The sequence below is a fragment of the Achromobacter marplatensis genome (assembly GCF_002209535.1).
In the GTDB taxonomy this organism is placed as follows: Bacteria; Pseudomonadota; Gammaproteobacteria; order Burkholderiales; family Burkholderiaceae_B; genus Achromobacter; species Achromobacter marplatensis.
On record NZ_NJIG01000003.1, the window covers coordinates 255355 to 269583 of the forward strand.

At 64.7% G+C, this 14229-nt stretch carries 14 protein-coding genes and 1 pseudogene; 11 read left to right on the plus strand and 4 right to left on the minus strand.

Annotated elements, in window-relative coordinates; genetic code table 11:
- Positions 1-61: 61 nt before the first annotated feature.
- Complete coding sequence (locus tag CEY09_RS08135; RefSeq protein ID WP_088588251.1) at positions 62-1027, minus strand: tripartite tricarboxylate transporter substrate binding protein; 966 nt, start codon at positions 1025-1027, stop codon at positions 62-64.
- A gap of 228 nt (positions 1028-1255) precedes the next feature.
- Between CEY09_RS08135 and fabG the strand changes: the two genes are divergently transcribed.
- From fabG to CEY09_RS08170, 7 genes are all read left to right on the plus strand, one after another.
- On the plus strand, positions 1256-2008 hold the full coding sequence (gene fabG / locus CEY09_RS08140) for a 3-oxoacyl-ACP reductase FabG (RefSeq protein ID WP_035212577.1): 753 nt from the start codon (positions 1256-1258) through the stop codon (positions 2006-2008).
- Positions 2009-2048: 40 nt separating this feature from the next.
- Positions 2049-2537, plus strand: a complete 489-nt coding sequence (locus tag CEY09_RS08145) for a MaoC/PaaZ C-terminal domain-containing protein (RefSeq protein ID WP_088588252.1) — start codon at positions 2049-2051, stop codon at positions 2535-2537.
- Positions 2534-4663 carry an acetate--CoA ligase family protein gene (locus tag CEY09_RS08150; protein ID WP_088588253.1) on the plus strand — a complete coding sequence of 710 codons (2130 nt, stop codon included), beginning with the start codon at positions 2534-2536 and terminating at the stop codon, positions 4661-4663. The genes CEY09_RS08145 and CEY09_RS08150 overlap by 4 nt, the downstream gene beginning before the upstream one ends.
- Positions 4664-4708: 45 nt before the next feature.
- The gene (locus CEY09_RS08155) at positions 4709-5863 is read left to right on the plus strand and encodes an acyl-CoA dehydrogenase family protein (protein WP_088588254.1); all 1155 of its coding nucleotides are present in this window, start codon (positions 4709-4711) and stop codon (positions 5861-5863) included.
- Positions 5864-5912: 49 nt separating this feature from the next.
- The gene (locus CEY09_RS08160) at positions 5913-6650 is read left to right on the plus strand and encodes an IclR family transcriptional regulator (protein WP_088588255.1); all 738 of its coding nucleotides are present in this window, start codon (positions 5913-5915) and stop codon (positions 6648-6650) included.
- A 28-nt stretch (positions 6651-6678) separates the two neighbouring features.
- Positions 6679-7809: a CaiB/BaiF CoA transferase family protein gene (locus tag CEY09_RS08165; RefSeq protein ID WP_088588256.1), complete on the plus strand. Its 1131-nt coding sequence runs from the start codon at positions 6679-6681 to the stop codon at positions 7807-7809.
- A gap of 62 nt (positions 7810-7871) precedes the next feature.
- Positions 7872-8696: an enoyl-CoA hydratase/isomerase family protein gene (locus CEY09_RS08170; protein WP_088588257.1), complete on the plus strand. Its 825-nt coding sequence runs from the start codon at positions 7872-7874 to the stop codon at positions 8694-8696.
- A gap of 57 nt (positions 8697-8753) precedes the next feature.
- Here CEY09_RS08170 and CEY09_RS08175 read toward each other — a convergent pair whose 3' ends face one another.
- Complete coding sequence (locus tag CEY09_RS08175) at positions 8754-9650, minus strand: oxidoreductase (RefSeq protein WP_088588258.1); 897 nt, start codon at positions 9648-9650, stop codon at positions 8754-8756.
- 233 nt (positions 9651-9883) lie between these two features.
- On the opposite strand from CEY09_RS08175, the pseudogene CEY09_RS08180 reads away from it, so the two are divergent.
- Positions 9884-10603, plus strand: a pseudogene (locus tag CEY09_RS08180) (LysR family transcriptional regulator); the annotation flags it as partial.
- Between the two features lie 169 nt (positions 10604-10772).
- Entirely contained in the window at positions 10773-11726 is a 954-nt protein-coding gene (locus CEY09_RS08185; protein ID WP_088588259.1) for a LysR family transcriptional regulator, read from the plus strand.
- On the opposite strand, the gene CEY09_RS08190 is transcribed toward CEY09_RS08185, so the two are convergent.
- The gene (locus CEY09_RS08190; RefSeq protein ID WP_234818253.1) at positions 11661-12515 is read right to left on the minus strand and encodes an SDR family oxidoreductase; all 855 of its coding nucleotides are present in this window, start codon (positions 12513-12515) and stop codon (positions 11661-11663) included. The genes CEY09_RS08185 and CEY09_RS08190 overlap by 66 nt on opposite strands.
- Before the next feature lie 82 nt (positions 12516-12597).
- Here CEY09_RS08190 and CEY09_RS08195 point away from each other — a divergent pair, with 82 nt between their 5' ends.
- Positions 12598-12966, plus strand: a complete 369-nt coding sequence (locus tag CEY09_RS08195) for a hypothetical protein (RefSeq protein WP_088588260.1) — start codon at positions 12598-12600, stop codon at positions 12964-12966.
- 49 nt (positions 12967-13015) lie between these two features.
- A complete protein-coding gene (locus CEY09_RS08200) occupies positions 13016-13459 on the plus strand; it encodes a DUF695 domain-containing protein (protein ID WP_088588261.1) in 444 nt (147 codons plus the stop codon).
- A gap of 117 nt (positions 13460-13576) precedes the next feature.
- Here the strand turns inward: CEY09_RS08200 and CEY09_RS08205 are convergent, their stop codons facing one another.
- Positions 13577-14179 (minus strand): hypothetical protein, encoded by a 603-nt coding sequence (locus CEY09_RS08205; RefSeq protein ID WP_088588262.1) that lies wholly within the window; start codon positions 14177-14179, stop codon positions 13577-13579.
- Positions 14180-14229: the final 50 nt, after the last annotated feature.

Sequence of the window (14229 nt, forward strand, 5' to 3'; positions counted from 1 at the left end):
CGTCTCGCGGGCTTGTGGCGCCCGCTGTCTGGACTCCGCTGGGCGGATCCCTTACTGCGCGTCAATCCACCTTCATGCCGGTCACGTCGACCACGCCCTGCCACTTCCGCACTTCGGTCTTCAGGAAAGCGCGGGCCTCCTCCGGGCCGCCGGTCAGGGGCCGGGCGTAGATCCGGTCCATGAACTCCTGCACATCGGGTTGCGTGTTGATGTCAGCGACGGCGTCGGCCAGTTTCTTTAAGACCGGTGCCGGCACCTTGGCGGGCGCCGCCATGAAGTACACCGCTTCCACGTCGTAGCCTTTGAGGCCGGCCTCTTCGATGGTGGGCAGGTCCGGCATCGCCTTCATGCGTTCGCGCCCGGTCACCGCCAGCGCCTTCAGCTTCTTGGACTGCACCAGCGGGATCGCGGTGGAGACGCTGCCGAACATCATGTCTACCGTGCCCGACATCAGGTCCACCTCGGCCGGGCTCACCCCCTTGTAGGGCACGTGCGTCATGTCGACGCCGGCCATGACCTTGAACAATTCGCCGGCCAGATGAATGGAAGAGCCCATGCCGGCCGACGCGAAGGTCAGCTTGTTGCCGCCGGCCTTGGCCTTGCGAATCAGGTCGTCGACGCCCTGGATGCTGGAGCCGGGCGGCACGACCAGGATGTTGGGTGTGGACGCCACCATGCCGATGGGCATCAGATCGAGCTCCCAGTCGTAGGGGTTGCGCTTCATGGCGGCGTTGGCAGCCACATAGTTGGCCGCCATCGCGATGATGTAGCCATCGGCCGGCGCCTGCGTCAGCGCCTGGATCGCGATGTTGCCGCCGGCGCCCGGACGGTTTTCCACGATGAACGTCTGATTGAAACGCTCCCCCAGCTTCTTGGCATACAGACGGGCGAGCAAGTCGGTGGCGCCGCCCGGCGCGAAGCCCACATAAACCCGCACCGGCTTATCCGGATAAGCGTCGGCCGCGCCCGCTGCTCCGACAGCAGTCAGGCTCAGTACCGCGGCCAACAATCCCTTCAACATTTCCATGAGTCGATCTCCTTCCGTTTTTTTTAGAGATAGGGGAACGTCGGGCCAGCTTATTCCGACATGCCGAACAGTATAACGACGTGCCGATATTAATTGTCAATATTTCCGGTGGTGTGTATATTTGTTCGGAACCTCGGAATAAATTCGAACCTGCTCGTCGCCTATCCCGAGATATCGGATTTCGGGCCCAGGGCGGCGGGCACTATCAGCTACAGAAGGGGAATGGAGATGGACCTGCAACTCACCGGTAAAGTCGCCGTCATCACGGGCTCCGGCCGCGGCATCGGCTACGCCTCGGCGCTGGCTCTGGCGCAGGAAGGCGCGCGGATCGTCATTACCGATATCAACCCCGAATCGGTGGAACAGGCGGTTGGCGGCCTGAAACAGGCGGGCCACGATGCCATCGGCGCCGTGCTGGACGTCTGCGATCCTGATCAAGTCCAGACCATGGCCGAGCTCGCGGCGCACGCGTTCGGCGGCATCGACATCCTGGTCAACAACGCCGGCTTCACACGCGACAAGTACCTGCTCAAGATGCCGGTGGAGGACTGGGACTCGGTGGTGGACACCATCCTCAAGGGCGCCTACTACTGCACCAAGGCTGCCCTGCCCTCGATGATGGAAAGGAAGTGGGGCCGCGTCATCAACATTGCCTCGCGCGCCCACTGGGGCAATCCCGGCCAGACCAACTATTCGGCCGCCAAGGCCGGGCTGATCGGATTCACCCGCGCGCTGGCGCTGGAACAAGGCAAATTCAACATCACCGCCAACGCCATCGCCCCGGGGCTGATCGAAACGCCGCTGGTGCGCGGCCTGTCAACCTATGACACGCTGCGCGCCAATGCGTTGGCGCGCCAGCCGGTGCCGCGTCTGGGCGCGGTCGAGGACATCGCCAATGCCGTGGCCTTCCTGGCTTCCGAGCGGTCCTCTTTCATCACGGGTGAACTGCTGCACGTGACCGGCGGCCGCTACGCTTCCTGATATCCCTTCCCCGCGCCCCCACTCCGGAATCCGATCAACCATGCAAAGCGCAAGCCCTGCCAGCCCGCCCCCGCTTCCCGTCCAGCAGCCCCTGGAAGTCGGCCATCGTTTCGAATCAGCCGGCCGCACCATCACCGAGGGCGATATCGTCAACTTCGCCTGCCTGTCCGGCGACTTCAACCGCCTGCACGTCGACCACGAATACGCCAGCGCCACGCCCTTCGGCCAGCGTATCGCCCACGGCCTGCTGGTGCTGTCCGTGCTGTCCGGACTGACCACCCAGTCCAGCGGCTACCGTCAGCTGGAACCTTATGTACTGGCTCTGATCGACATCCATTGCCGCTTTCCCAAACCTACCTTCATCGGCGACACCATCGTGGTGCGGGTGACGGTGGCGGAAAAAACCGGGCAGTACCGCCCAGGCAAGGACAAGGTGGTGTTCCGACGCGAAGCCATCAACCAGCGCGGCGAGGTAGTGGTTCAGGCAGACTTCGCGATGATTCTGCGGTCCATGGAGGGTGCAGCATGAAACCGTTTGCAGATCTGAGCCGCTTCATCAATCCGCGCAACGTGGCCGTGGTCGGCGCCTCCGCCCGCGAATCCAGCCAGGGGCGCCGCCTGTACGACAACCTGGTACTGCATTCGTCGGTGCCCGGCGAGGTGTACGCGGTCAACCCGGCCTACCAGGAAATCGGCGGACGGCCGTGCTGGCCCTCCATCAGCGCCCTGCCCGAGGCCGAGATCGACGTAGCGCTGATCATGATCAACGCCACGCTGGTACTGGATGCCTTGCGGCAATGCGCGGCGCGCGGGATTCCCTTCGCCGTGGTCATGACATCCGGCTTTTCGGAAGCGGGCGAGGAAGGCCAGCGGCTCGAACGCGAGATCGCCCAGTTGTGCGAGTCCACCGGCCTGCACGTCTACGGACCGAACTGCCCCGGCTTCGTGAATGTGCGCGACCGCCTGGGCATGACCTTCTCGCCCGCTTTCAAGGACGATCTGAACGCAGGCTCGATCGGCCTGGCGACCCAGGGCGGCGGACTGGGCCGCAACTTGCTGCAGGGCCTGTCTTTCGGCCAGGGCGTGGGCCTGTGGTTTTCCGCCGGCAACGAGGTGGACCTGGAAATTCCCGACTTTATCGCCCACATGGCGAACGATCCGAAGATCAGCGTAATCGCCCTGCTGATGGAAGGCGTCAAGCACGGCCGTCGGCTGACCGCCGCGCTGGAACTGGCGCGTGCCCGCAATAAGCCTGTGGTGGTGCTGAAGGTGGGGCGCTCGGAAGCCGGGGTGCGCGCAGCGCAGTCGCACACGGCGTCGGTGGCCGGCACCGCCGCCGTCAACAGCGCCGTGTTCCGCCAGTTCGGCGCCATAGAGGTGGACGACCTGGACCAATTGCTGGCGGCCTCGCGCCTGCTGACCCGGATCACGCCCAAGAGCGGCAACGGCTTGTGCATCTATACCTTCTCGGGCGGTACCGCCGCGCTGGCGGCCGACATCGCCGGCGCGGCGGGCCTCCCGATGGCAGTGTTCGCGCCCGAGACCAAGGCCGCCCTGTGCAAACTGCTGCCGGATTTCGCCAGCATGGACAATCCCGTCGACACCACCGCCGACATCCTGCGCAACCCGGAGGCCTCTGCCGCATGCCTGCGCGCGATATGCGCCGACCCACAGGTGGGCACGGTCCTGTTCCCGATCCCCATGGATTACGGTTCCATCACCGACGGCATGGCCCAGGCCATCGCCACGGTGGCGGCCGAAACCGACACCTTGATCGTGCCGGTCTGGATGAGCCGTCGCCTGGGCGGCGGCTTCCAGTTGCTGGAGACGGCCGGCCTGCTGCCTTTCCTGTCTCTGTCGGACGCCATCGCGGCCCTGTCCAAGGCCATCCCGTGGAAGCTGCCCGCGCACGAGAGCGCCGCCGCTCCCCAACAAATGGCAGCCGCGGCCGGCAAGGGTTGCATGCTTAGCGAAGCCGCCGCCAAATCCCTGCTGCGGGAAGCCGGCCTGCCCATACCTGAAGGGGTGGTGGCCGCCAGCGCCGCGCAGGCGGCCCAGGAAGCCGAGCGCCTGGGCTTTCCCGTAGTGATGAAGGTGGTCAGCGCCCAGATCGCGCACAAGACCGAAGCGGGCGGCGTCAAGCTGGGCATCGCCAGCGCCAGTGCGGCGCGGGATGCCTATGCCGCTATCCACGAGTCCGTCGCGCGCCATCGTCCCGACGCCACCATCGACGGCATCCTGGTGGAGCGCATGCTGCCGCCAGGCGGCCGCGAGGTGCTGGTCGGCGTGCACAGCGACGCGGCCTTCGGCCTGGTGCTGACCTTCGGCCTGGGCGGCATCTTCGTCGAGACCATCCGCGACGTGGCCCACCGGATGATTCCGCTGTCGCGACACGACGCGCGTGCGCTGCTCGGCGAGATCCGCTACGCCGAAGTGCTGGACGGCGTGCGCGGCCAGGCGCCTGCCGATCTCACGGCCCTGGAGGACCTGATCCTGCGGGTATCGGACTTCGCCTGGAGCCACCGCGACGCCTTGCAGGAAATGGAGCTCAACCCGGTCTGGGTCGGCGCCGAAGGACAAGGCGCGATGCCGCTGGACGCGTTGATCGGCTTGCGCCCCGGCGCCGACCCCGCCCTGGGCCAACGCCAGCCATGAGCGCCACTGGACTCTCCTTCCCGAACATACTCGCCTAGGACACGCATGGACTTCTCATTGGACTCCACCCAGATCGAATTGCGCGATTCATTGCGCCGGTACCTGGCCGCCGAAGTCGCGCCGATCGTCAACCGCTACGAAGCCGAAGCCCGCGTGGTGCCGCAGGACATGGTCCGTGCCATGCGCGACTTCGGCCTGCTGGGCGGCATGCTGCAGGAAAAGGACGGCGGCTATGGCTTGCCGATGACGACCTACGGCATGCTGATAGCCGAGCTGGCGCGCGTCTGGCCTTCGCTGCGCAGCATCGTCAGCACCAGCAATCTCGCCGCCTCGGTGCTGAGCAACGGCGGCTCGCCCTACCTCAAGGAAAAGTATTTGCCGCGGGTCCTGTCGGGCGACGCGATCGCCGCCTTTGCCCTCAGCGAACCCAACATCGGTTCGGACGCCGCCAACGTCGAAACCCGCGCCGTTGAAACCGCGAGCGGCTGGCGAGTCAACGGCCGCAAGCTCTACATCAGCCTGGGCACGGTGTGCGAGCTGGGCGTGGTGTTCGTGCAGACCCAGCGGCAAAATGGCGAGCGAGGCGTTTCCTGCCTGCTGTTCGAGCGCGCCATGGCGGGCTTTTCGTCCAGCCCCATCCACAAGATGGGCATGCTGAGTTGCCCGCTGGGCGAACTGCTGTTCGAAGACGTGGAGATTCCGGCGGCCAACCTGATCGGCACCGAGGGCAAGGGCTTTGCGCTGGCCAAGAAATACCTCAACATCGGCCGCTGCGTGGTGGCGTTCTCAGCGCTGGGCATTGCCGAGGCCGCCTATGAGGCGGCGGTAAAATACGCCGGCGACCGGGTCCAGTTCGGGCGGCCCATAGGCGGCTTCCAGCTGGTGCAGCATATGATCGCCGACATGATGACGCTGGTCGAGACCTCGCGCCTGCTGTGTTGGCGCGCCGCCGACGCGCTGGACCGCAACGCCGCCGACAGCCAAATGCTATGTTCGATGGCCAAGCGCCACGCCACCGACGCCGTGCTGCGCGTGGCGGAACTGTCCATGCAAGTGCATGGCGGCGCGGGCTACACCACGCTTTTCCCGGTCGAGCGTTATTACCGCGACGCCCGCCACCTGAGCATTGCCGAAGGCACCAACCAGATTCAGGCCTTGCTCATGGCGCAAAGCGTATTGGGCATATCCGCCTTGAAATGACCGGCTACGCCAAAGCCCCGGCCGGCTCCCCACTCAACTCCGACATCCTATGCCGCAAATTCTCCCTACCGCGCAACGTGTGCTGCAAGTCTTCGAAGTCTATGCGCGGGAACGCCGTCCCCTGACGAATTCGGAAATGGCGCGCTTTCTCGATCTGGCCGACAGCAGCTGCTCGGACCTGCTCTACACGCTGCGCCAGGCCGGCTATCTGCTGCGCACACCGAAATCGCGCTACTTCCACCCGACGGGCAGGCTGCTCGACGTGGCGCAAGGCATCTCGGCGGCCGACCCGCTGCAGGCCTTCGCATCCGAAGCGCTGGAGATCCTGACGCGCCAGTCCGGTGAGTCCTCCATGTGCGGCCTCCTCGACGGCAACAAGGTGAAGATCTACGCCAGCCAGGAGAGCCCGCGCGCCTTGCGCTACGTGGTGCAGCCCGGCACCACCTTCGACCTGCAGGTCGCCGCGCTGGGCAAGGCCTTGCTGGGCGAGATGGACGCGACGGAACGCAATGCACTCATCGACACGCTGCCGTTCGAGCACGTCACGGCCAGCACCATCACCAACCCCGACACCTTGCGTGCGCAGATCGAATCGCAGCGGGCCAAGCACTACTTCAACAGCCGCGACGAGGGCAATGAAGGCGTGTCGGCCGTCGGCATCGCGGGCCGCGTGGGCGGCCAGCTGACGGCGCTGTCCATTGTCGGCCCCACCCACCGCATGGATGCCAACATGGAGAAGTACATCCAGATCATCCTGGACGCGCGCGCCGAATTCTTCGAGTCCTGAAATACGCAATCATGGAGCGACGATAGACATGGCTGGTCCTCTGAGCGGATTTACGGTGGTGGAAATGGCCGGCATAGGGCCCGGCCCGTTCTGCGCCATGATGTTGGCGGACATGGGCGCGGACGTGATCCGCATTGACCGGCTCACGCCCGGATTCCTGGGCGGCGGCGGCACCGTCATCGACAGAGGCCGCCGCACGATCGCGCTGGACCTCAAGCAGCCCGGCGCGGCCGATATCGTATTGCGGCTGCTGGACAAGGCCGACGCCCTGCTCGAAGGGTTCCGGCCGGGCGTCATGGAAAGGCTGGGCCTGGGGCCGGACGAATGCCTGGCGCGCAATCCGCGGCTGGTGTACGGACGCATGACCGGCTGGGGGCAGGACGGTCCGCTGGCGCAGTCCGCCGGCCATGATCTGAACTACATCGCCATCACCGGCGCCCTGCACGCCATGGGACATGCCGAACTGCCGCCCGCGCCGCCGCTGCACCTGGTCGGCGACATGGGCGGTGGCGCCATGATGCTGGCCTTCGGCGTTCTTTGCGGCCTGCTTGAAGCCGGACGCACTGGCCGGGGCCAGGTGGTGGACGCGGCCATCTGTGACGGCGCCTCCCTGCTAGCCAGCGCCTACCACGGCAAGCTGCAAGATGGCGGCTGGATCAACCAGCGCCAGTCCAACATGCTGGATGGCGGCGCCCACTTCTACGGCTGCTACACCTGCGCCGACGGCAAGTACGTCTCCATTGGCGCCATCGAACCACAGTTCTACCGCCTGCTGCTGGAACGCTGCGGGATCGACGACCCGGATTTCCAGCAGCAATGGGATCGCGCGCAATGGCCGCAGCTGCGCGCCAAGCTGGCGGGCATCATCGCCGGCAAGACCCGTGAGCAATGGTGCTCGCTACTCGAAGGCACGGACGCCTGCTTTGCGCCCGTGCTCGACTTCGAAGAAGCGCCGCGGCACCCGCATCACCAGGCGCGCGGCAGCTTCGTCGAAAGCGGCGGCACGCTATACCCCGCCCCCGCGCCGCGCCTGTCGCGCACGCCGGGGCAGGCCCGCGCCGTACCCAAGCCGGGCGAGCACACGGAAGAACTGCTGGCGGAACTGGGTCTGGCGCAAACCGAGATCCAGGCCCTGCGCGAACGCGGCGCCATCGCCTGACGGGCCCGCGGCAGCTTGCGGCCAGGCTCGCGTGCGCGGCCCGGCCATCATGGAATGCAGACATGGAGAACGATACGATGCAAGTCATCTCTAGCGAGTTCAAGACCCTGCTCTATGCCGTCGAAGGCGGCGTCGCCACCATCACCCTCAACCGCCCTGCCCAGAGAAACGCGCTGGACCTGACCATGCGCGAGGAGCTGGCCCACCTGGTGGATGCGATCCGGCGCGACCGCGGCGTTCGCGTCGTGATCCTGGCGGGCGCCGGCGGCGCCTTCTGCTCGGGCGGAGACATCTCCACCATGGGGTCTGGTGGTTCCGCCGAGCAAGCGCGGGAGCGCATGGCCAGCCTGCTCCTGACGATAGAAGGCCTGATCACGCTGGACCGGCCGGTGATCGCAGCAGTCGACGGCCCGGCCTATGGCGCCGGGCTGGGCCTGGCCCTGACCGCCGACCTGGTCCTGGCGTCGCCGCGCGCGCGCTTCTGCCTATCGTTCCTGCGGCTGGGGGCCATTCCCGACTGCGCCACGATGTACACCCTGCCGCGCATGGTGGGCCTGCAGCGGGCCAAGGAGCTGGCCTTTTCCACCCGCGAGTTCCAGGCACAGGAAGCCAAGGAGATGGGCATCGTGTTCGAGATCCAGCCGCAGGAGCTGATCCACGAGCGCGCGCGGCAGATCGCGCTGTCCATGGTCGAACTGCCGATGGCGGCGCTGGCGATCACCAAGCGCGGCTTGAATGCATCGCTCAACAGTGATCTGAACACCATGCTGGACATGGAGGCTGCAGGCCAGGGCGTGGCGCGCTCTTCCGAATACCACCGCGAGGCCGCCGGCCGCTTTCTAGACAAGGTGGCGCAGCGCTTCCAATGGCCGGTGGCGAACGCCTGATAGGCCATTGATCACCGGATCGACTTATTCAAGCATGCCGTTGACGAACGCCGGCCTTCAACCCGGCCCGTCGCTCGCCGCGGCCAGCAGCGGCACGATGATGTCGCTGATCGGCGTCGGGATGCCGTGGGCCCGGGCGCGACGCGGGACGACGCCGTTTCGGATGTCCCATTCGAGGGGCCGGCCGGCTTCGCGGTCTGTCAGGATGGACGTGCTCAAGTCGGCGGAAGCGGCTTGCAACTTGGCGAGGATTTCCTGCGGTACTTCGTCGCCCAGATTGGCTCCCTCGGCGCGCGCCACGGTCAGGCATTCTCGCAAATATGCCAGCGAGAGCTCGGCGATGTCGGGCCGGACGAACATGCCGGCGCGCCGATGCGTCAGGGCCATCAGGCCGGCCACCGCGTTCTGCAGCAGTTTGCGCCAGGCTACCGACGGGAAATCCGCGGTGATCTCCACGGCGCACCGAGTACCCCGGAGCCCCTCCGCCACCACGCGGGAGGCCGGCGAGTCCGGCAGGCTCAGGCGAGCTTCGCCTCGCAAGCGTACCGAGCCGTCGGCTTGAGCCTGCGCAGGAAACCACACGACAGCCGGGACGACCCGCGCACGCGGCACGTGCTTTGCGACCGCTTCCAACTGTTCGACGCCATTCTGCAGTACGCACACGGCGGTATCCGGACGGCACAATGCCGCAAGCCAGCCTGACGCCGTCTCGGTCTGCGTCGCCTTGACCGCGAGAAAAACCAGGTCCACCTTGCGGTCGATCCGGTCCGGCTCGGTCTGCACGGGGCCCGGAACGATGACGCGACGATCGCCATCATGCAGCGTGAGCTGGTCGCGGGGCGTGCGTCCGCACAACAGCTGCGGGTGGCCGACCTCGTGCAGCGCGGCGGCGATCGTTGTGCCGATGGCGCCCGGGCCCACGATGGCAATGGTGATATCTGTTGCGGGACTCATGAACTGGATTCCTTCGTAGCGCGTGCGGCCAAGATGTCGTCTGACTTCAAGACGGAACAGGCATACCTTAAAGCAGAAATGTCGTCTGGCACCTTAAAGCCCTGCACGTTGAGGGGGGGATAAATACCGCTGTCCGCACGCAATGAGTGCGTCAAACGCAAGGGTCTATTCATGCTCTCGCTGCACGGTATAGGGGTAGGATTCTGCTTTTTGCAGCAGATGCGAGGCACACCATGGAGCACCCCGACCTGAACCTTCTGCTCGCGTTGGACGTGCTGCTAGAGGAAGGCAGCGTGAGCGGCGCGGCCAGGCGCATGAATCTGAGCCCACCCGCCATGAGCCGCACCCTGGGCCGCATCCGCGAGACCCTGGGCGACCCGGTCTTCGTGCTGGCAGGCCGCAAATTGGTACCGACCCCCAGGGCATTGGCGATGCGCGAGCAAGTACGTGTGGCGGTCCAGCACGCGACCCAGGCGCTCGCTCCTGCCACCGAATCCAATTTGACGACGCTGGAGCGGCGCTTCAGCGTGCGCGCCAATGACGAATTCGTGGGCATCCACGCTGGCCGTTTGCTGGAGGCGATGGCACGGGACATGCCCCGCGCCATGCTGCGTTTTTCTCCCGAGGAAGACGATGTGGACGTCGAGGCGTTGCGCAGCGGTCGTATTGACCTGTTTATCAGTGCATCCCGCAAACTCGGCCCGGAAATCAGGGTGCAGCCGTTGTTCACCACCACGTTCGTCGGCGTCGCCCGCGAGAACCATCCGATTTTCGAGGACGACATTACGCCCGAACGGCTCACCCGTTGGGGGCACATCGGCATTTCCCGGCGCGGCAAGTCCGCGGGCCCTCTCGACGTCGCATTGGAGGCCCAAGGCCTGCACCGGCATGTGTCCCTGATCGTGCCCACGCCCCCTGCCGCCCTGTTCACATTGCAGGATTCCGACCTGCTGCCGCAAGGATGAAATTCCAATTACCCCGCGTGGCTAGCTTTTCAGCAATCACCACGCCCAGGCGGGTTGCCGTAAACTCAGCATCACATCGCCATCCGCCTGGCAGGGGCCACGTTACATCCCCAGGCCCCGCCCCCGGGCCGCCCCATACGGCTAACCCCCTTCTCCCATGTTCCAACTACGGCAGCTGAAAATCTTCGTCGCGGCAGTGGAAACATTGAGCTTCACGCAAGCCGCCAAACGGGTACACCTGTCCCAGCCTAGCGTGACGGAACAGGTGCGAGCGCTTGAAGAAAGCGTCGGCCATGCGCTCTTCATCCGCCAGAACAATCGCCTGCAACTCACCGCAGCCGGAGAAAAACTGGCCATCCGCGCGCGCGAGTTGCTTGCCATGGCCGATGATGCCTACCGGGAAGTCCGCGACAACGTCGACAACCCAGGCGGCACGATCCGGGTCGTTGCCCCGCAGACCTTGTGCACTAGCGTGCTGCTTCCGCAACTGCTGCACTTTGCGGGCATGCATTCCGACACACAGGTCGCGGTGCAGGAAAGAAACTCCGTGGCGACGGCCCAGGCGGTGATCGATGGAACGGCCGACCTCGGCCTGGTGCACGGGTGGCCGGCGCAAGACGCCAACTTGCGGGCGGAAGTCATTGCCCGGGACATGCCGGTGGTCGTGCTGCCCTCTGGCCATCCCCTCAGCCAGACAGCCCGCATAAGCCCTGACGCGCTTGCGGCGTTCCCGCTGATCGTCACGATGGAAGGCTGCCGGTATCGGGAATACCTGGAGGCCCTGTTGCAGGACGCCTCCGTGCGGCCCCGTATCCGAGGTACTGCCGACAGCGTACCGGCCTTGATGCAGATGGTGGCCGCGGGCCTTGGGGTCTCGATCCTGCCACGGATGGCGCTGGATCCGGCGGCAACCGCGGCACGGGTCCAGTGGCGACCACTGTCGACAGGGGGAGAAGGTCTTCCCATCTGTCTTCTCACCCTGCATCGCGCACCCACGCGCCAGGTAGCAGCCTTCATCGATATGATCCGGCTTGCGGCGACTGCTTCAGACGAGCCGATGCCCGCCATCGACATGCAGCACGGTGCCGGTCGTATAGCCATTGCCAAGTAGGAAGACGATGGCATCGGCGATATCGTCGCCGGTGCCGACCCTGCCCACGGGAAGCTGCTCGGCCATCGATGCCAAGAGCGGTTCGCTGTCGGCGCCGGCCACATCCTTCCAGATCGGCGTACGGACCCAGCCCGGCGATACGGCATTGATCCGCAACGGCGCAAGCTCGACGGCCATCGCACGTACGACCCCTTCCAGTGCGGCATTGATCGCCGCCACGGCCACGCCCTTGGGCCTGGGCCGATAGGCGGCGATGCCGGAAGTCAGTGTGATCGAGCCGTGTGCCGGCATGCGCTGGGCGCCATGCTTGGCCAGCAGGATGGGCGCGACGACCTTTGAGCTGATGGCCCGATCCAGTGCGTCCAAGGAAAGCTGCGGCAGCAACTCGTAGGCGCCACGTATGTCGGCGGCCGTGCAGACCAGGTGATCCACCCGGCCGGATTCCTCGAACAGCCGCTGCACTTGCGCTTCGCTTGTCACATCCACCTGATGCAGGCGGGGCACGCCAAACGCCCGCAGCGCCTCGCGCGCCGCATCAAGTTTTTCGCGGGATCGGCCCACGATCAGCACCTCGCAATGCAGGCGCAGCAACTGTCCACTGACGGCCAGCCCCATGCCGGAGCTGCCGCCGACGACCAAGATGCGTTGTCCCGCAAGACGGTTACCCATGCTCATCTCCTTGAAAATCGTATTTGGAAGTTCGGAATGAGCGATGGTGGCGTGACGCGCCGTCAGGCGCCAGAAGGAATGTCCGATCGAGGCATTGGCCTTTCCGATGGGGATCCGCATCTGCGGTATTCTCAAGGCGGTCCGTCCGACGCCAGCCAGTCATTTCGTCGAATAGCATCAACCGACCGACAAGGAAATCATCATGAATAACCCTTTGCGCGCGTTCATCATTGCCGCATCCGTCTCTGGGCTTGCCGCTTGCGCCACCCCGCAGGCCAACATCCCCATCACCGGCAACACGCACGCGGGCGCAACGTTGAAAGCTGACGTCGCCCAGAACCTTTCCATGCAGGCCCAAATACAATCGAATTGCCAAAAGGTCGATGCGATTCAAACCGAGGTCGTGAAGATCAATCCGGTCGGCACCGGCAATTCGGCCGCGTCCCGGCAGTACGGAAGCGTCGATGAACGATGGATTGTGCAACTGTGCAACCAGCAGATTCCGTTCAAGGTGACGTTGACACCGGACGGCCAAGGCGGAACGTTCTTTTCCACGTCTCGAGACAGGTAGTACCCAACCCCGAACCCGTCGGTTCGGCTTCTATGCAGGAATTTATTCAATGAGCAGCATTTTTCCAGGCGATATGTGGGCCGTGGGCGAAACCCGCGTCAACGGTCTGTCGGTCATCGTTCGTTTTCGTACCGGGATGCCGTCAGCGCCTGATCGTCAGATCCATGAGAACCTGATCATCATCTCGTGGCCCTATACGGGCATCGAGTCCGGCATGCCCAATGACGAAGACAAGCAGCACACCAATCGCTTTGAAGAGGCCATCGAGCAAGGCTTCGAGAACTCCGATGTGGGTGTGCAGGTGGCGTGCCTGACAGGCAATCACGTGAAGGAGTGGCGTTACTACACCAATGACGTCGAAGCCTTCCTCGACGCGTTCAACGCCTGCCTGGCGGGACATCCGGTCTATCCCCTCAACCTGCGCATGTTCAAGGATCCGGATTGGAATGCCCTGTCGGAACTGCAGCCCGCAGGCTCTGAACAGATTCACTGAAGGACGTTCGGCAGCGCCTGCCATACATGGACCGGCGCTGGCTTTTCAGATCTGCTTGCCGCTGCAAGGCGGCAAGTGCGGGCACCGGTCAACTCTCGGAGCGCGCCTTCATCGAACTCAGAAGCTGGGCTTCCTGGCGTTCGACTGATTGATGAATTCGATCCGCGCGTCAGACCACGCCGGGTCATAGAGCCGGATGCTCACGCCCGTGTAATTCAAAACGGCCTGCTTCATATCGATCGAGCAGCCCATACCCGGGTTCGAGCTCGGCTTCTGGCACCATTCCAGGGAAAGGTCATTGGGATAGTTTGACTGCCTCCCGTACTTCTGTACGACTGCCTGGCCCATGGCAGCCTTGTTGGCGGGGGTCCACGGCATTTCATAATTGATCAGAGACACCGCCAGGGGCCGTTGTTTATCGACGGGAACTCGCGGCTCGAAGTGAACCACCAGCTCGACGCCGTCTTTCCGATAACTGAAATCCAGTGGCGTTTTCGTGTTGGTGACGGGGTTCAGCGTTGCATATCCCGCCTTCATTTCGCTTTTGCTGACTTGGAAATTCTTCGCCGCTGCGGCGACGGCCTCGTCGTAATCCATACCGGTTTTGACCCCCGCGATATCAAAGGTCCGCGCGTCCACAGACCGGGGAGCTTCAGCGTGCGCAGGGGCGAGCACGGCGACGTTCAGAGCGGAAATCAGAAAAGCAGCTTTCAACTTCAAAATAAAATCCTCGACAAATGGTGCCGCGGATTATCCATTCAGGACGCCAT

Bases quoted from the DNA above. Each gene is read 5' to 3' on its own strand.
- CEY09_RS08165 (WP_088588256.1), top strand. From the start codon at position 6,679: ATGGCTGGTCCTCTGAGCGGATTTACGGTGGTGGAAATGGCCGGCATA.
- CEY09_RS08195 (WP_088588260.1), top strand. From the start codon at position 12,598: ATGAATAACCCTTTGCGCGCGTTCATCATTGCCGCATCCGTCTCTGGG.
- CEY09_RS08145 (WP_088588252.1), top strand. From the start codon at position 2,049: ATGCAAAGCGCAAGCCCTGCCAGCCCGCCCCCGCTTCCCGTCCAGCAG.
- CEY09_RS08200 (WP_088588261.1), top strand. From the start codon at position 13,016: ATGAGCAGCATTTTTCCAGGCGATATGTGGGCCGTGGGCGAAACCCGC.
- CEY09_RS08175 (WP_088588258.1), bottom strand. From the start codon at position 9,650: ATGAGTCCCGCAACAGATATCACCATTGCCATCGTGGGCCCGGGCGCC.
- CEY09_RS08150 (WP_088588253.1), top strand. From the start codon at position 2,534: ATGAAACCGTTTGCAGATCTGAGCCGCTTCATCAATCCGCGCAACGTG.
- CEY09_RS08190 (WP_234818253.1), bottom strand. From the start codon at position 12,515: ATGCGGATCCCCATCGGAAAGGCCAATGCCTCGATCGGACATTCCTTC.
- CEY09_RS08135 (WP_088588251.1), bottom strand. From the start codon at position 1,027: ATGGAAATGTTGAAGGGATTGTTGGCCGCGGTACTGAGCCTGACTGCT.
- fabG (WP_035212577.1), top strand. From the start codon at position 1,256: ATGGACCTGCAACTCACCGGTAAAGTCGCCGTCATCACGGGCTCCGGC.
- CEY09_RS08155 (WP_088588254.1), top strand. From the start codon at position 4,709: ATGGACTTCTCATTGGACTCCACCCAGATCGAATTGCGCGATTCATTG.
- CEY09_RS08170 (WP_088588257.1), top strand. From the start codon at position 7,872: ATGGAGAACGATACGATGCAAGTCATCTCTAGCGAGTTCAAGACCCTG.
- CEY09_RS08160 (WP_088588255.1), top strand. From the start codon at position 5,913: ATGCCGCAAATTCTCCCTACCGCGCAACGTGTGCTGCAAGTCTTCGAA.
- CEY09_RS08185 (WP_088588259.1), top strand. From the start codon at position 10,773: ATGTTCCAACTACGGCAGCTGAAAATCTTCGTCGCGGCAGTGGAAACA.